The following is a 14584-nucleotide window of genomic DNA, read 5'->3' on the forward strand; positions in this document are numbered from 1 at the left end:
CTGGCGAATCACTTGGCGCGTTCGATGATCTCGATCAGGCGCCAGCGCTTCTGCGCCGACAATGGACGGGTCTCCATGACGCGGACGCGGTCACCGATACCGGCGGTGTTGTCCTCGTCGTGGACCTTGATGCGCGACGACTTGGTCATGACCTTGCCGTAGAGCGGGTGCTTCACGCGGTCCTCGACCAGGACGACGATGGTCTTGTCCATCTTGTCCGAGACGACGACGCCCTGCATCACCTTGCGGCGGCCGCGCTGTTGGGTGGTGGCTTCAGACATACTCACTTCTCCTGGATCGCGGGCTCATCGACGATGCCGAGGTTGCGTTCCTGCAACACGGTGTAGACGCGGGCGATGTCCTTGCGGACCTCGCGAAGCCGCCCGTGCGACTCCAGCTGCCCCGTGGCGGCAGCGAACCGGAGGCCGAACAGCTCCTCCTTCAGCTCCACCACCTTGGCGTTGAGCTGTTCGCGGGACAGGCCGCGCAGCTCGTTGGCGGTCAGGGCCTTGCTCATCAGATCTCACCTGCTTCGCGTTTGATGAAACGGGCCTTGAAGGGCAGCTTGTGGATGGCGAGGCGCATCGCCTCACGGGCCACATCCTCACCCACGCCGGAGAGCTCGAAGAGCACCCGGCCGGGCTTGACGTTGGCCACCCACCACTCGGGCGAACCCTTGCCGGAACCCATGCGGGTCTCGGCCGGCTTCTTGGTCAGGGGACGGTCCGGGTAGACGTTGATCCAGACCTTGCCGCCACGCTTGATGTGACGGGTCATGGCGATACGAGCCGCCTCGATCTGACGGTTCGTCAGGTAGGAGGACTCGAGCGCCTGGATGCCGTACTCACCGAAGGCGAGCTTCGTGGCGCCCTTGGCAACACCGTCACGCTTCGGGTGGTGCTGCTTGCGGAACTTGACGCGACGAGGAATCAGCATGGCTCACGCTCCTGCGTTCGAGGTTTCGGGAGCAGCCTCGGCCGGGGCCTGGGCTGCTTCGGCGCGACGGCGTCCGCCGCGCTCGGGACGATCTCCACGGCCCTCGCCGCGTCCCGGGCGACGGCCCGAACGCTGACGACCGGTGGGGGCGGAGTTGCGGGCGGCCTTCTGGGCGGCGCGTTCGGCGCGGGTGCCGGTGACGTCGCCCTTGTAGATCCACACCTTGACGCCGATCCGCCCGAAGGTGGTGCGGGCCTCGTAGAAGCCGTAATCAATGTCGGCGCGGAGGGTGTGCAGCGGCACCTGGCCGTCGCGGTAGCCCTCGGAACGCGACATCTCGGCCCCGCCGAGACGCCCGGAGCACTTGATGCGGATGCCCTTGGCGCCGGCGCGCATCGCCGTCTGCTGGGCCTTGCGCATCGCGCGGCGGAAGGCCACGCGCGCACCCAGCTGCTCGGCGACACCCTGCGCGACGAGCTGGGCGTCGATCTCCGGGTTCTTGACCTCGAGGATGTTCAGCTGCACCTGCTTGCCGGTCAGCTTCTCCAGCTCGGCCCGCACCCGCTCCGCCTCGGCGCCATTACGGCCGATGACGATCCCGGGACGCGCAGCGTGCAGGAAAATGGTGACCCGCTTGGAACGGCGCTCGATCTCGATGGAGGAGATCCCGGCGCGTTCCAGCGACTTGGTCAGGTAGTTGCGGATCTTCACGTCCTCGGCCACGTAGTCCGCGTAGTTCTTCGTCGCGTACCAGCGGGTGATGTGATCCGTGGTGATGCCGAGACGGAAGCCGTTCGGGTTGATCTTCTGCCCCATGCTCAGGCCTCCTTCGACTCTCGGGGTTCAACGACCACAGTGATGTGGGAGCCGCGTTTCAGGATCCGCGAGGCGGAGCCCTTGGCGCGGGGACGGATGCGACGCAGGGTCACGCCCTCGTCGACGAATGCCTTGGACACGTACAGGTCCCGGGGGTCCAGGTCCTCGGTGTTCTCGGCGTTGGCGACGGCCGAGGCCACCACCTTGTACACGGGCTCCGAAGCCGCCTGGGGGGCGAACTTCAGGGCGGTGAGTGCCTCGGAGACGTCCATGCCGCGGATCAGATTCACCACACGACGCACCTTCATCGGGCTCATCCGGACGTGACGCGCGATGGCGTAGGAGCCGGGACGATCACCGAGCAGGGCCTCGCGACGGGCGCTGTTGCCGTTTTCGTTGCTCATCGTTTCGTTAGTCCTATCCTCGCGCGCCTCAGCGGCGACGGGCTTTCTTGTCTTCCTTCACGTGCCCCCGGAAGGTGCGCGTGGGGGCGAACTCGCCCAGTTTGTGACCGATCATGGCCTCGGTGATGAACACCGGGACGTGCTTGCGGCCGTCGTGCACCGCGATGGTGTGGCCCAGCATGTCCGGGACGATCATCGAGCGGCGCGACCAGGTCTTGATGACATTCTTGGTGCCCTTTTCGTTCTGAACGTCCACCTTCTTCAGCAGGTGGTCGTCAACGAAGGGGCCTTTCTTCAGGCTGCGTGGCATATTTCCTCAGGCTCCCTATCAGCGCTTCTTGCCGGTCTTGCGGCGACGCACGATGAGACGGCTGCTCGCCTTGTTCTTGTCGCGGGTACGGCCCTCGGGCTTGCCCCACGGGGACACCGGGTGGCGACCACCCGAAGTGCGACCCTCGCCACCACCGTGCGGGTGGTCGATGGGGTTCATCACGACGCCACGAACGGTCGGGCGGATACCCTTCCAACGGTTGCGTCCGGCCTTGCCCCAGTTGATGTTCGACTGCTCGGCGTTGCCGACCGTGCCGATGGTGGCGCGGCAGCGAACGTCGACCATGCGCATCTCACCCGAGGGCATGCGCAGGGTGGCGTACTTGCCCTCACGGGCCACCAGCTGAATGGCCGCACCGGCGGAGCGACCCAGCTTGGCGCCGCCCCCGGGGCGCAACTCAACGGCGTGCACCGTGGTGCCGACGGGGATCTGCCGCAGCTCCAGGTTGTTGCCGGGCTTGATGTCGGAACCCGGACCGGAAACCACGACGGTGCCCTGGGTCAGGCCGTTGGGTGCGATGATGTAGCGCTTCTCGCCGTCGCGGTAGTGCAGCAGCGCGATGCGGGCGGTGCGGTTGGGGTCGTACTCGATGTGAGCGACCTTCGCCGGCACCCCGTCCTTGTCATAACGCTTGAAATCAATGATGCGATAGGCCTGCTTGTGACCACCACCGATGTGACGCGTGGTGATACGACCCGAGTTGTTGCGGCCACCGGTCTTCGGCTTCGGGACGAGCAGCGACTTCTCCGGGGTCGAACGGGTCAGTTCGACGAAGTCGGAGACGCTGGCGCCGCGGCGACCCGGCGTCGTCGGCTTGTACTTACGGATACCCATGACGAATCAGTCCTTCTTCACTCGCCCTGACCGGCGAAGATGTCGATGCGGTCACCCTCGGCAACGGTCACGATGGCGCGCTTGACATCGACCCTCTTGCCGATGCCGAAACGGGTGCGGCGACGCTTGCCCTGACGGTTCTGGGTGTTGACGGCGGTGACGCGAACATCAAAGATCTTCTCGATCGCGATCTTGATCTCGGTCTTGTTGGCGTGGGGCGCCACGACGAACGTGTACTTGTTCTCGTCGAGGAGGTTGTAACTCTTCTCGCTGACGACGGGGCGCAGGATGATGTCGCGGTGGTCGCGGATCTTCAGCTCGCTCACTTCTTTTCCTTGCCTTCCATCACGTTCACGAATCCGGCGGCCTCGGCGGCCTCGGCGGAGTTGAACCAGACCTCGGCGATGGTGCGGGAATACCACGGCGACTCAGGGGTGTGGAACTTCATGGAGTCCTCGTTGCCCTTGATGTCGAACCCGGCGGGCGGCTTGTCACCGCGGTAGGAATCCTTGCCGTAGTCCTTCGCCTCGGCCTTGGCCTCGGTCGTGTCCTCGACCTCGGATTCGGTGGCGATCGCCTCGGCGCCCCGGTTGGTGAAGGCCGCCAGTGCCGCGGAGGTGAAAACCACCGAGTCGGCCACCAGCACGTCGTAGGCGTTGAGCTGGTCGACGGCCAGGACGTGGATGGTCGGGACGTTGCGCAGGCTCAGCCAGGCGACCTCCTCGAACCGGTCGAGGACCACCAGCACCTTCTTCAGCTCACCCAGCTGCGCCAGCGTCCCCAGGGCGGTCCGGGTGGAGGGAACCTCGCCGGAGACCAGCTCGGAGACCACGAAGACCTGGCCGTCGCGGGCGCGATCGGACAGAGAGCCGCGCAGGGCCGCGACGATCATCTTCTTGGGGGTGCGCTGGGAGTAGTCGCGCGGCTTGGGGCCGTGAACGGTGCCACCGCCGGTCCAGATCGGGGAACGACGCGAACCGTGACGGGCACGGCCGGTGCCCTTCTGGCGCCACGGCTTGCTGCCGCCGCCACGGACCTCGCCGCGGGTCTTGGTGGAGTGCGTGCCCTGGCGGGCAGCGGCAAGCTGGGCCACCACGACCTGATGGATCAGGGGAATGTTGGTCTGGACGTCGAAGATCTCGCCGGGCAGTTCGGCCTTGCCGGCCTTCTTGCCCCCGGGGGCGTGGACGTCAACGGTGATGGAGCTCATGCCTGTTCACCCTTCTTTGCTGCGCTTCGCACGACGACGAGCGAGCCGTTGTTGCCGGGGACCGCGCCGCGAACCAGCAGCAGGCCGCGTTCGGCGTCGACGGCGTGGATCTTGAGGTTCTGGACGGTCACCTTGGCGTTACCCATGCGACCCGCCATGCGGAGGCCCTTGAACACGCGGCCGGGGGTGGAGCAGCCACCGATGGAACCGGGAGCACGGTGCTTGCGGTGCACACCGTGGGAGCCCTTGAGACCACCGAAACCGTGGCGCTTCATAACACCCGCGGTGCCCTTGCCCTTGGTGGTGCCGGTCACGTCGACGATCTCACCACCGGCGAAGAGCTCGGCGGTCAGCTCCTGGCCGAGGGTGAACTCGGATGCGTTGGCGGTGCGCAGTTCGAGCAGGTGCCTGCGGGGGGTGACGTCTGCCTTGTCGAAGTGCCCCTGGGCCGGTTTGGTGACCTTCCTGGAAGCGATGGCCCCGAAACCGAGCTGGACGGCGTTGTACCCGTCCTTCTCGGGGGTGCGGACCTGGGTCACGACGCAGGGCCCGGCCTGGATGACGGTGACGGGGACGACCTTTTTGTTCTCGTCCCAGAGCTGGGTCATGCCGAGCTTGGTGCCCAGGATGCCCTTGACGATTCGTTCGCTGTTGCTCATCTCGGACCTCACGGAAGCTTGATTTCGATGTCGACACCGGCCGGAAGGTCGAGGCGCATCAGCAGATCGACGGTCTTCGGCGTGGGATCGAGGATGTCGATCAGCCGCTTGTGGGTGCGCATCTCGAAATGCTCGCGGCTGTCCTTGTACTTATGGGGCGAACGGATCACACAGAACACGTTCTTCTCGGTCGGCAGCGGCACGGGGCCTGCCACCTTGGCACCGGTGCGAGTCACGGTGTCGACGATCTTGCGCGCCGAGCTGTCGATGACCTCATGGTCATACGCCCGCAACCGGATGCGGATCTTTTGTCCCGCCACAGTTCATTCCTTCTACTTGTCCCTGATGGAGTTCTCATGAACTTTTTGGGGCCTGGACCCCTCGTCGCCCCGACCCCCGAGGTCGGGAGTGTCGGGCCCGAAGCCGCAAGGAAAGACCTGCCTCCAGCTTCCCGGAGGTCACATCTCGCGCTTGGGCCACCTGCTCGACCTCGACAAGGAGGGCATTTGCCGCACGCGCGGCACAAACCACCCCTTGCGGAGCAACCTGCACATTCTTGCACGCCCTCGGCGACGATCCAAATCACCGCCGCGTTCAGGGAGTGGGACGGTTCAGGAAAGCGAGTATGGCACGCACCCGGCGGTTCTCGTCATCGGGTTCGAAACCGAGCTTGGAGAAAATACTGGAAACGTGTTTCGCCACGGCCGCCCCGGACAGGAAGAGCCGCCCCGCGATCTGGTTGTTGGAGAGTCCCTGGGCCATGAGCTCCATCACCTCGAGTTCTCGCGGGGTGAGTTCCCCCAGCCCGGAACGGGAGGTCTGCATCATGGCCCGGGCCACCTCCGGATCGATCACCACTCCCCCACCGACCACCATCCGCAGCGCCCCGATGAAGTCCGCAACCTGCGCCACCCGGTCCTTGAGGAGGTATCCGGCCCCGCCCGCCCCGGGTGGGGCGGGGATGGCGAACAGCTCCTGGGCGTGCAGCGGGGAGACGTACTGGCTCAGCACCAGGACCGCCACCTGGGGATGCTCCTCCTTGATCCGGATCGCGGCCCGGAGACCGTCATTGGTCATGGTCGGCGGCATCCGCACGTCGGTGATGACCACGTCGGGCAACGCATCGCGCCCGGCCAGTTCGGCGACGGTGGCCAGGAGCGCGTCGGCACGGTGTTCCTGCCCGACGATCTCGTACCCCTGGCGCTCCAGGAGCCCGACGAGTCCTTCCCGGAGCAGAGCGGAGTCGTCGGCCATCAGCACTGTGGTCATGGGATCACCACCGCAGGTTCACCTCGGTCCAGAAGAAGGGGGATGGTGGCGGCCAGCTGGGTGGGGCCTCCGGGCGGGGAGGAGATGGTGAGTTCACCGCCCGCGGCCGCCAGGCGTTCCCTCATGCCCGCCAGTCCGTGCCCGGGAATGATTCTCGCGCCGCCCGGCCCCTGGTCCACGACGGAGACCCGGAGGTTCCGGTCGGCGGCCAGCAGCACGGTCACATCAGCGCGGGGCGCGTACTTGGCGGCGTTTCCGATGGCCTCGCAGGCGAAGAAATAACCGACCGCCAGCACCCCCTCGGGGAGTTCGGGAAGCGGGTGCGGTGCGACGATGCGGACCCGGTTGGCCGCGGTGGCCGCCACCTCCTCGAGCGCCGCCGGAAGACCCTGTTGTCTGAGCAGTTGCGGGTGGATGCCGCGGATCGTCCGGCGAAGCGCCCCCAGACCCTCCTGAATGGCGGCGCCGGCCTCGGCCAGGAGCCGCGCGGCGACGGGGTCGTTCTCAACCGCTGGGGAGAGCTGCGCCTCCCCCACCTTCATGGCGGCGGCCACGAGGTACTGCTGGGCGCCGTCGTGGAGATCTCGTTCGATGCGGCGGCGTTCCACCTCGTAGGCCTCGACGATGACCCGCCGCGAAGCGGTGAGCTCGGCGATCCGTTGGGCGGCCTCCTGCTCATGGCTGACCAGACGTTTCCTTCCCCAACGCATGACAGAAATCTATCTCGCACACCCCGCGAATCCCACGACCAAGGCTTGACCCGGCACGTGAATCCCCTCCAAAGCCGGTTGAGCCGAGTCGCGAGCCCTTACGAAGCCGGTTGAGCCGGGGCGCGAGGAACGAGCGACCCGAGTCGAAACCACCAGCACCCGAAAAACAAACCCAACCCCAAGACCCCGCACAAGGACACCAAGGTTTCGACACGACCCACTCGCTGCCGCTCGCAGGCCGGCTCAACCAACTTCGACCTGGGATGGACCCACCCGTTGACACTCGCATGCCGGTTCAAGCAGCTCCGGGGGCATGCGGTGTAGGAGAATGGGTAGTGCTGACACCACCCCAAATGTGGAGTGCACCCTGTGTTGCGCGACCGCTCCCGGCGATGGAATCGAGACATGTTCGACGACACCTATTCAGCAGCCCTGTTGGCCACCCACGACATCACCAAGAGCTTCGGCACGGTCAAGGCACTGGCCGGGGTCTCCCTAACCATCGCCTCCGGGGAGTCCGTCGCCATCATGGGGCCCTCCGGTTCCGGCAAGTCCACCCTCCTGCATTGTTTGTCGGGGGTGCTGGTCCCGAACGACGGCCATGTGCTGTTCGCGGGCGAGGACCTCACCCGGATGTCCGATGCGCAGCGCTCCCACCTGCGTTTGAGTCAGTTCGGTTTCGTCTTCCAGGACGGCCAGCTGATCCCGGAGCTCCCGGCCCGCGAGAACGTGGCGCTGCCGCTGTTGCTCACCGGCACCCGGCGTCGCACCGCGCTGGCGAAGGCCGACGAGATCCTGGCGAAGATCGGTATTCCCGATCTGGCTGATCGCCGCCCCTCCGACATGTCCGGCGGGCAGGCGCAGCGAGTCGCGATAGCCCGCGCGCTGGCGACGAACCCCCGTGTGGTGTTCGCCGACGAACCGAGCGGTGCCCTCGACCAGGCCACGGGCCACGAGGTGATGCAGCTGCTGACCGCCACCGCCGCCCAGGCCGGTGCGTCGCTGGTGATGGTCACCCACGACCCGGCGGTCGCCCGTTGGTGTTCGCGCCTGGTGGAGATCCGTGACGGTCTGGTCCACGCCGACCGCCGCCTAGACGTGGAGGTCGCACGATGAGCGCCGCCACCGGTTTGACCAGCCTCACGTTCCAGCTCACCCGCGCGCGGTTCGCGGTTCGCCAGGGCGAGGCCCTGCTGTTCTTCGCCTCGGTGCTGGCGAACACCATATCCGCGGCCCTGGCCTTCACCATCGCGGGTGGAACCATGATGTTCCACGAACGCTGGAGCCACCCCGCGGGCCTGTTGGCCGCCCTCAAGGCAGAGGATTCCTCCTTCGATCTGGTCCTGATGTTCTACTTCGTCCTGGCCCTGATCGCCACGGCCCTGCTGGTGCCCACGATGATCTCGTTGTCCGCCTCGGCTGCGGTGCTGGGGGCACGGGGCCGGGAGCAGCGGCTGTCAGCCCTGCGGTTGCTCGGCCTGAGTTCCGGTGACGTGACCCGCATGTCGTTGATCGACTCGGCCATCCAGGCGGGCATCGGCACCCTCCTCGGCGGCCTGTTCTACCTGGTGACCGCCCCCGCCTGGGGAGCACTGGAGTTCCAGACCCAACCGGTGACGCTGGTACTGCCCTGGTGGCTGGCGCTGGCCGTCGCCGCCGCGAACGTCATCATCGCGCTGATCGCCACCTGGTGGGGTCTGCGGCAGGTGCGGATCTCCCCGCTCGGCGTCGCACGCCGCGGCGTGAAACCCCCCACGACCTGGAAGCGGGTCGCGGTGTTCGCCGGAATCCTGGTGGCTGCATTCGCCATGCTTCCTCACATCCAGGCCGGCCGGGAGGTCATGGGCTACGTGGTGTTCGCTGCGATCATCGGCTGCGTGATCTTCGGCTACAACCTCTTCGGCCCGTGGATGCTCCAACACTTCTCCCGTTTGTACTTCCTGCTTCCCGGGCCCGCGGTGCTGATGGCCGGGCGCCGGATCCTGGCCGATCCCCGAAGCGCCTGGCGCCGCATCGGCGGGCTGGGGATCCTGGCCCTGATCGCGGGCTACCTCGGGAGGATGCCCATCGAGCTCAACGGCAAGGACAGCGAGGCCCTCACGGCCTTCTCCGAAAAAGCCACGTGGGATTTCACCAAGGGGGTCATCATCACCCTGGCCGTCGCCCTGCTGCTGACCGCCACCTCCATCCTCATCAGTCAGGCCTCTTCGGTGTTCGAACGCTCCGACCTCACGATCGCGCTGCACCGCATCGGCACCCCCGAGTCCTTCCACGCTCGGGTGCAGTGGCTGGAGAACCTGGGACCGCTGGCGTTGGTCACCACCACTGGCTACCTGCTCGGTTTCGGCATGGCGCAGCCGTTGGTGAACATAGTGGAGAAGCACGGGTATCAGCTGCCCACGACCGGGGTCGTGGTGGTGATCACGGTGATCGTGACGGGTTTCGTCCTCGCCGCCCTGGCCCTGCTGGCCACCCACCCCCTTCAGAAACGGGTGCTGGGAACCCAGCGCCGTCGCAACGACTGACCACTCACCGGCCTCCCGGCCCGGATCGGCGGCACGCCACGGGCCGGGAGGTCACGACTGTGTCCCGACGTGGCTGCGCACCACCATCCGCCACGTGCCCATGGCCGGCAGGACGAAACCTGCGAAAAAGGCTGCGAGCAACACCGGCTCGGGATGGGGCAACAGCCTCGTCGTCAATTCCCCACGCTTCCCCCTTGACTCCACACATGGCTCCGACCTAGTGTCTGACCTCATGGAACATCCCCGCATGATGCAGCTCGGCGCGCACTTCACCGCCTCTGCATGCCGGTGTTCCCACCCGGTCTGTCAGTTCTGACGCACCCGGAAGTCCGGATCGTCCCGGAATTTTCATCTTCACTGCGCACTCGCATTTTTCTGCGTTTTCCGGCAGCCGTCGCAGACTGACCCGTCACACCTGTTGATGGTCAACGATCCACACCCTGAACAAGGAGTACCCATGCCCATTTCCCGTCGCCACATCCTGGGTGGCACATTCGCGTCGTTGGCCCTGGCCTTCACCGCCTGCTCCGGAGCGTCGCCCGATCCGGTCGCTTCCTCCGGAACCGGATCAGCCGACAACGGACAGTTCCGGACCCTCGACCAGATCAAGTCCTCCGGCACCGTCAGGATCGGGGTTTTCAGCGACAAAGCCCCCTTCGGGTATGTCGATGCCGACGGCAAACCCGCAGGCTATGACGTGGTCTACGCGGAGAGAATCGGCAAGGACCTAGGCGCAAAGGTGGACTACGTTCCCGTCGAGGCCGCTTCCCGGGTCGAGTTCCTGCAGACCGCGAAGGTGGACATCATCCTGGCGAATTTCACCGTCACACCGGAACGCGGGGAGAAGGTGGACTTCGCCAACCCCTACATGAAGGTCTCCCTCGGGGTGGTCTCCCCGGACTCGGCGCTGATCACGGAGGAGTCCCAGCTGGCCGGCAAGAAGATCATCGTGGTCAAGGGCACCACGGCCGAGACCTGGTTGGCCAAGAACCATCCGGAGATCGAACCTGACAAGTACGAGCAGTACAACGATGCCACCAGCGCCCTGGCCGACGGCCGCGGGGATGCCTGGGTCACCGACAACACCGAGGCCCTCGCCTGGGCGATCTCCAGCGACGGTTTCACCGCGGGTATCACGGCTCTCGGTGACCCCGACAGCATCGCTGGTGCCGTCACCAAGGGCAACGGGACGCTGCTGTCCTGGCTGAACGAACACCTGGTCACCCTAGGCAAGGAACAGTTCTTCCACGCCGACTTCGAACAGACCCTGCGACCCATCTACGGCGATTCGGCGTCCGCGGATGAGTTGGTGGTCGAAGGAGGCCAGCTCTGAGCATGAGGAGCGTCACCGGCGAGGAGCTGACATGAACTGGGGCATCGTCTTCAGTTCGGCCCCCGTCTACGCCGAGGCGGCCCTGCTCACGGTGCGGGTCGCGCTGTTCGGGGTCATCGGCGCCCTGTTCGCCGGGATCTGCTGCGCCGTGGCGCAGCACTTCCGCATCCCCGTGGCCCGCCATCTGGCAGCCGCGTACGTGGAGATCTCACGCAACACCCCACTGCTGGTACAGCTTTTCTTCCTCTACTACGGGCTACCGAAGCTCGGGATCAAACTGGACCAGGAGATCTGCGCCATCATCGGCCTTGCCTTCTTGGGCGGCAGTTTCATGGCGGAGACGCTGCGCAGCGGGTTGGATGCGGTGGAGCCGATCCAGTTGCAGTCCTCCCTGAGCCTCGGTCTGACACCATGGCAGGCAATGCGAAGGGTGATTCTTCCGCAGGCCGTCGCCATCAGCATGCCGGGTATCACGGCGAACCTGGTGTTCCTGGTGAAGGAGACCTCCGTGGTCAGCATCATCGCCCTGCCCGATCTGGTGTTCAGGGCGAAGGAGCAGATCGGTTCGAAATATCAGACGTCCGAGGCCCTGCTGCTGCTCGTCGTCTGTTACCTGCTCATCCTGCTTCCGGTCTCGCTGAGCGCCGGTTTCCTGGAGAGGAGGTTGCGCCGTGCAGCGTTCGGGGATTGAGCTGCTCCTCCAGGGACGGAATTTCCTGCGGCTGCTTGAGGGGCTGTGGGTCAGCGCATCCATTGCCCTGATCGCCATGGCCTTCTCGATCGTTCTCGGCATCGGGCTGGGCATCGTCATGACATCGCGGAACCCGGTGGTGAAGCTGTTCACCCGCATCTACCTGGAGGTGGTGCGGATCATGCCGCAGATCGTGTTGTTGTTCCTGGTGTTCTTCGACCTGGCCCGCTATCTCGGTGTCAACCTCGACGGCCGGGCGGCCGCGGTGGTCGTGTTCACGTTGTGGGGCACGGCCGAAATGGGCGACCTGGTGCGTTCCGCCATCACGTCGATCCCGAAACACCAGTACGCCAGTGCGCAGGCGCTCGGCCTGACCCCATGGCAGGTGCAGCGCCACGTCGTGCTGCCCCAGGCGGCGCGTCGTCTGCTCCCGACCACAATCAACCTGACCAACCGCATGATCATGACCACTCCCCTGGTGGCTCTCATCGGTGTGGTCGAGGTGCTGAAGGTCGGCCAGCAGATCATCGACGTCAACCGTTTCACCCATCCCGACGGTGCCCTGTGGATCTACGGCACCGTTTTGATCATGTATTTCGTCGTGTGTTTCCCGATCTCGTGGGGTGCGCGGCGTCTCGAGAGGAAGTGGGCCACCACATGACCCCGATGCTGCGAATCTCAGGCCTGGGGAAGAACTATGGGGACCTCCGGGCCCTGGACGGGATCGACCTGGAGGTCGCCCCCGGTGAGGTGATCGCCGTCGTCGGGCCTTCGGGCTGCGGGAAGTCGACGCTGCTGCGTTGCCTGAACGGTCTGGAGACGATCACCGACGGCAGTGTGGAACTGGACGGTGTCGTGATCACGGATCCCGGAACCCGCTGGACCGAGATCCGGCAACGTGTCGGGATGGTGTTCCAGAGCTACGAACTGTTCCCGCACCTGAACGTGATGGACAACCTGCTGCTCGGCCCTCGCCTGGTGCAGGGGCGCGACCGCAACGAGGCCGTGAAGGAGGCCACGGGGCTGCTGGAGCGTGTCGGACTCGCCGGGAAGGCGAGGTCGCTGCCGCGTGAGCTGTCGGGAGGTCAGAAGCAGCGGGTCGCGATCGTGCGGGCGTTGATGATGCACCCGGAGTTGCTGCTGCTCGACGAGATCACCGCGTCCCTGGATCCGGAGATCGTCCGCGAGGTTCTCGACGTGGTGCTGGAGCTGGCAGCCGATGGCATGACCATGCTCATCGTCACCCACGAGATGCCCTTCGCGCGGGCGATCGCGGATCGGGTGGTGTTGATGGATGCGGGCCGGATCGTCGAGATCGCCCCACCTGAGAAGTTCTTCACCGATCCCGAGACGGAACGCGCACGGGCGTTCCTCAAGACGTTCGAGTTCGAGTCCGTCCACCAGCGCAAGAGCTGACCAGGTGTTTCCTGAGGTAGAGGCCCGCCGATCAGAGGGTTTCACGCAGCGCGCGCAACCGTTTGAGGGTTTCCTCGCGACCCAGGATCTCCATGGACTCGAACAGCGGCGGCGACACCTTGGCCCCGGTCAGTCCAACCCGCAGCGGCCCGAAGGCGAACTTCGGTTTGATGCCCAGTCCGTCGACGAGTTTCTCCCGCAGCCCGGCCTGGATCGAGGCGGCGTCGAAGGGCACCGTCTCCAACACCTCGATCCCGGCGTCGAGGACCTCCGCGGCGTTGCCGGGCAGTGACGCGCGGGCCGCTTCCTCGATCTCCACCCGGTCGGTGAACAGGAACCCCAGCTTCGGCAGGGCCTCGCCCAGCAGGGTCATGCGTTCGCTGACCAGCGGCACGGCCCTGCGCAGCACGTCGATGTCGATGTTCGCATCCCAGTCGCCGCGTTCGGTGTGGAAGGCGACGATCCGTGCGGTCAGTTCTTCGGCACCGAGTGCGCGGATGTAATGGCCGTTCAGCCAGTCCAGTTTCTTCACGTCGAAAACCGGGCCGGTGGTGTTGACCTTGTCCCAGGAGAAGTTTTCGACGAAATCCTCGAAGGTTGCCACCTCGGAGTCGTCGTCGGCCGGCGGATAGCCGAGCAGCTGCAGGAAGTTGCGGACCGCCTCCGGCAGGTAACCCTGTTCGCGGAACCACATCAGGCGGGCGGCCGGGTTGCGGCGCTTGGAGATCTTCGACCTGTCGGTGTTGCGCAGCAGCGGCATGTGTGCGTACTGCGGTTCGGGGAAACCGAGCCAGCGATACAGCAGGAGGTGTTTCGGGGTGGAGCTGATCCACTCCTCACCGCGCACCACCGTCGTGATCCCCATCAGGTGGTCGTCGACGACCACTGCCATGTGGTAGGTGGGGAATCCGTCGGCCTTCAGGATCACCTGGTCGTCGGGGAAAGGAGCCTTCACCTCGCCGCGAATGATGTCGGTGAAGGTCAGGGGTGCGTCGTCGGGCACGAGCATCCGCACCACCGGGGTCTCGGTGAACCCGGGCAGCCGGCTGCGTTCCTCGCGGCTCTTCCCGAGGCAGAGCCGGTCGTATCCGGTCTTCGCTGCCTTCGAGGCCTCCTGTTCCTTGCGCAGCTCGGACAGACGCTCCGAGGAGCACCAGCAGTGGTAGGCGTGCCCGTCGGCGATCAGCCGCTCGACGAACGGCCGGTAGGTGTCGAGCCGCTCCGACTGCCGGTAGGGCCCGAACTCGCCGCCCTCCAGCGGCCCCTCGTCGGGAGAGAGCCCGAGCCAGGCGAGGGTGTCGTGGATCTGCTGCTCGCTGCCCGCCACGAGCCGGTTCTGGTCGGTGTCCTCGATCCGCAGCACGAATGCACCACCGGTCTTGGCGGCCCACGCCTTGTCGAACAGGGCCATGAACGCGGTGCCGACGTGCGGATCCCCCGTCGGGGAGGG

At 65.9% G+C, this 14584-nt stretch carries 21 protein-coding genes; 6 read left to right on the forward strand and 15 right to left on the reverse strand.

What is annotated here, in order from left to right:
• Positions 1 to 8: 8 nt before the first annotated feature.
• The 13 genes from rpsQ to ACO6D6_RS10605 all read right to left on the reverse strand — a co-directional run bounded on the left by rpsQ (position 9) and on the right by ACO6D6_RS10605 (position 7169).
• Positions 9 to 281: a 30S ribosomal protein S17 gene (rpsQ, locus tag ACO6D6_RS10545; protein ID WP_484785218.1), complete on the reverse strand. Its 273-nt coding sequence runs from the start codon at positions 279 to 281 to the stop codon at positions 9 to 11.
• Positions 282 to 283: 2 nt separating this feature from the next.
• Positions 284 to 517: a 50S ribosomal protein L29 gene (gene rpmC, locus ACO6D6_RS10550; RefSeq protein ID WP_014847250.1), complete on the reverse strand. Its 234-nt coding sequence runs from the start codon at positions 515 to 517 to the stop codon at positions 284 to 286.
• The gene (gene rplP, locus ACO6D6_RS10555; protein WP_014847251.1) at positions 517 to 936 is read right to left on the reverse strand and encodes a 50S ribosomal protein L16; all 420 of its coding nucleotides are present in this window, start codon (positions 934 to 936) and stop codon (positions 517 to 519) included. The genes rpmC and rplP overlap by 1 nt, the downstream gene beginning before the upstream one ends.
• A gap of 3 nt (positions 937 to 939) precedes the next feature.
• Entirely contained in the window at positions 940 to 1752 is an 813-nt protein-coding gene (gene rpsC / locus ACO6D6_RS10560) for a 30S ribosomal protein S3 (protein ID WP_061788451.1), read from the reverse strand.
• Positions 1753 to 1754: 2 nt separating this feature from the next.
• On the reverse strand, positions 1755 to 2156 hold the full coding sequence (gene rplV / locus ACO6D6_RS10565; protein WP_484785219.1) for a 50S ribosomal protein L22: 402 nt from the start codon (positions 2154 to 2156) through the stop codon (positions 1755 to 1757).
• Between the two features lie 28 nt (positions 2157 to 2184).
• A complete protein-coding gene (gene rpsS, locus ACO6D6_RS10570; protein WP_484785220.1) occupies positions 2185 to 2466 on the reverse strand; it encodes a 30S ribosomal protein S19 in 282 nt (93 codons plus the stop codon).
• Positions 2467 to 2484: 18 nt separating this feature from the next.
• Positions 2485 to 3321: a 50S ribosomal protein L2 gene (gene rplB, locus ACO6D6_RS10575; RefSeq protein ID WP_484785221.1), complete on the reverse strand. Its 837-nt coding sequence runs from the start codon at positions 3319 to 3321 to the stop codon at positions 2485 to 2487.
• A gap of 17 nt (positions 3322 to 3338) precedes the next feature.
• Positions 3339 to 3647, reverse strand: coding sequence for a 50S ribosomal protein L23 (gene rplW, locus ACO6D6_RS10580; RefSeq protein WP_484785222.1), 309 nt, complete (start codon positions 3645 to 3647; stop codon positions 3339 to 3341).
• The gene (rplD, locus tag ACO6D6_RS10585; protein ID WP_484785223.1) at positions 3644 to 4531 is read right to left on the reverse strand and encodes a 50S ribosomal protein L4, sunset domain variant; all 888 of its coding nucleotides are present in this window, start codon (positions 4529 to 4531) and stop codon (positions 3644 to 3646) included. Before rplD ends, rplW begins: the two co-directional genes overlap by 4 nt.
• On the reverse strand, positions 4528 to 5190 hold the full coding sequence (gene rplC / locus ACO6D6_RS10590; RefSeq protein ID WP_484785224.1) for a 50S ribosomal protein L3: 663 nt from the start codon (positions 5188 to 5190) through the stop codon (positions 4528 to 4530). The genes rplD and rplC overlap by 4 nt, the downstream gene beginning before the upstream one ends.
• Before the next feature lie 8 nt (positions 5191 to 5198).
• The gene (gene rpsJ, locus ACO6D6_RS10595; RefSeq protein WP_014847259.1) at positions 5199 to 5510 is read right to left on the reverse strand and encodes a 30S ribosomal protein S10; all 312 of its coding nucleotides are present in this window, start codon (positions 5508 to 5510) and stop codon (positions 5199 to 5201) included.
• A 274-nt stretch (positions 5511 to 5784) separates the two neighbouring features.
• Positions 5785 to 6459, reverse strand: a complete 675-nt coding sequence (locus ACO6D6_RS10600) for a LuxR C-terminal-related transcriptional regulator (protein ID WP_484785225.1) — start codon at positions 6457 to 6459, stop codon at positions 5785 to 5787.
• The gene (locus ACO6D6_RS10605; protein ID WP_484785226.1) at positions 6456 to 7169 is read right to left on the reverse strand and encodes a sensor histidine kinase; all 714 of its coding nucleotides are present in this window, start codon (positions 7167 to 7169) and stop codon (positions 6456 to 6458) included. Before ACO6D6_RS10605 ends, ACO6D6_RS10600 begins: the two co-directional genes overlap by 4 nt.
• A 405-nt stretch (positions 7170 to 7574) precedes the next feature.
• Between ACO6D6_RS10605 and ACO6D6_RS10610 the strand changes: the two genes are divergently transcribed.
• Together ACO6D6_RS10610 and ACO6D6_RS10615 are read left to right on the forward strand one after the other, a co-directional pair.
• Positions 7575 to 8285 (forward strand): ABC transporter ATP-binding protein, encoded by a 711-nt coding sequence (locus ACO6D6_RS10610; RefSeq protein ID WP_484785227.1) that lies wholly within the window; start codon positions 7575 to 7577, stop codon positions 8283 to 8285.
• Positions 8282 to 9694 carry an FtsX-like permease family protein gene (locus ACO6D6_RS10615; protein WP_484785228.1) on the forward strand — a complete coding sequence of 471 codons (1413 nt, stop codon included), beginning with the start codon at positions 8282 to 8284 and terminating at the stop codon, positions 9692 to 9694. Before ACO6D6_RS10610 ends, ACO6D6_RS10615 begins: the two co-directional genes overlap by 4 nt.
• A 51-nt stretch (positions 9695 to 9745) precedes the next feature.
• Here the strand turns inward: ACO6D6_RS10615 and ACO6D6_RS10620 are convergent, their stop codons facing one another.
• The gene (locus tag ACO6D6_RS10620; RefSeq protein WP_484785229.1) at positions 9746 to 9871 is read right to left on the reverse strand and encodes a hypothetical protein; all 126 of its coding nucleotides are present in this window, start codon (positions 9869 to 9871) and stop codon (positions 9746 to 9748) included.
• A gap of 280 nt (positions 9872 to 10151) precedes the next feature.
• Here ACO6D6_RS10620 and ACO6D6_RS10625 point away from each other — a divergent pair, with 280 nt between their 5' ends.
• The 4 genes from ACO6D6_RS10625 to ACO6D6_RS10640 are packed head-to-tail and all read left to right on the forward strand — an operon-like array spanning position 10152 to position 13134.
• Positions 10152 to 11027, forward strand: a complete 876-nt coding sequence (locus ACO6D6_RS10625) for a cysteine ABC transporter substrate-binding protein (protein ID WP_484785230.1) — start codon at positions 10152 to 10154, stop codon at positions 11025 to 11027.
• Positions 11028 to 11058: 31 nt separating this feature from the next.
• Positions 11059 to 11718: an amino acid ABC transporter permease gene (locus ACO6D6_RS10630; protein WP_484785231.1), complete on the forward strand. Its 660-nt coding sequence runs from the start codon at positions 11059 to 11061 to the stop codon at positions 11716 to 11718.
• A complete protein-coding gene (locus ACO6D6_RS10635; RefSeq protein WP_484785232.1) occupies positions 11699 to 12379 on the forward strand; it encodes an amino acid ABC transporter permease in 681 nt (226 codons plus the stop codon). Before ACO6D6_RS10630 ends, ACO6D6_RS10635 begins: the two co-directional genes overlap by 20 nt.
• A 5-nt stretch (positions 12380 to 12384) precedes the next feature.
• Complete coding sequence (locus tag ACO6D6_RS10640) at positions 12385 to 13134, forward strand: amino acid ABC transporter ATP-binding protein (protein WP_484785233.1); 750 nt, start codon at positions 12385 to 12387, stop codon at positions 13132 to 13134.
• A 31-nt stretch (positions 13135 to 13165) separates the two neighbouring features.
• On the opposite strand, the gene gltX is transcribed toward ACO6D6_RS10640, so the two are convergent.
• Positions 13166 to 14545, reverse strand: a complete 1380-nt coding sequence (gene gltX, locus ACO6D6_RS10645; RefSeq protein WP_484785306.1) for a glutamate--tRNA ligase — start codon at positions 14543 to 14545, stop codon at positions 13166 to 13168.
• Positions 14546 to 14584 lie beyond the last annotated feature (39 nt).

This window comes from Arachnia sp. (assembly GCF_057238465.1).

Coding starts and splice junctions, on each gene's coding strand:
- rpmC (WP_014847250.1), bottom strand. CDS start 517: ATGAGCAAGGCCCTGACCGCCAACGAGCTGCGCGGCCTGTCCCGCGAA.
- rpsQ (WP_484785218.1), bottom strand. CDS start 281: ATGTCTGAAGCCACCACCCAACAGCGCGGCCGCCGCAAGGTGATGCAG.
- gltX (WP_484785306.1), bottom strand. CDS start 14,545: ATGGCCCTGTTCGACAAGGCGTGGGCCGCCAAGACCGGTGGTGCATTC.
- rplC (WP_484785224.1), bottom strand. CDS start 5,190: ATGAGCAACAGCGAACGAATCGTCAAGGGCATCCTGGGCACCAAGCTC.
- rpsS (WP_484785220.1), bottom strand. CDS start 2,466: ATGCCACGCAGCCTGAAGAAAGGCCCCTTCGTTGACGACCACCTGCTG.
- rplB (WP_484785221.1), bottom strand. CDS start 3,321: ATGGGTATCCGTAAGTACAAGCCGACGACGCCGGGTCGCCGCGGCGCC.
- ACO6D6_RS10600 (WP_484785225.1), bottom strand. CDS start 6,459: ATGACCACAGTGCTGATGGCCGACGACTCCGCTCTGCTCCGGGAAGGA.
- rpsC (WP_061788451.1), bottom strand. CDS start 1,752: ATGGGGCAGAAGATCAACCCGAACGGCTTCCGTCTCGGCATCACCACG.
- ACO6D6_RS10630 (WP_484785231.1), top strand. CDS start 11,059: ATGAACTGGGGCATCGTCTTCAGTTCGGCCCCCGTCTACGCCGAGGCG.
- ACO6D6_RS10615 (WP_484785228.1), top strand. CDS start 8,282: ATGAGCGCCGCCACCGGTTTGACCAGCCTCACGTTCCAGCTCACCCGC.
- rplD (WP_484785223.1), bottom strand. CDS start 4,531: ATGAGCTCCATCACCGTTGACGTCCACGCCCCCGGGGGCAAGAAGGCC.
- rplP (WP_014847251.1), bottom strand. CDS start 936: ATGCTGATTCCTCGTCGCGTCAAGTTCCGCAAGCAGCACCACCCGAAG.
- ACO6D6_RS10625 (WP_484785230.1), top strand. CDS start 10,152: ATGCCCATTTCCCGTCGCCACATCCTGGGTGGCACATTCGCGTCGTTG.
- ACO6D6_RS10640 (WP_484785233.1), top strand. CDS start 12,385: ATGCTGCGAATCTCAGGCCTGGGGAAGAACTATGGGGACCTCCGGGCC.
- ACO6D6_RS10610 (WP_484785227.1), top strand. CDS start 7,575: ATGTTCGACGACACCTATTCAGCAGCCCTGTTGGCCACCCACGACATC.
- rplV (WP_484785219.1), bottom strand. CDS start 2,156: ATGAGCAACGAAAACGGCAACAGCGCCCGTCGCGAGGCCCTGCTCGGT.
- ACO6D6_RS10605 (WP_484785226.1), bottom strand. CDS start 7,169: ATGCGTTGGGGAAGGAAACGTCTGGTCAGCCATGAGCAGGAGGCCGCC.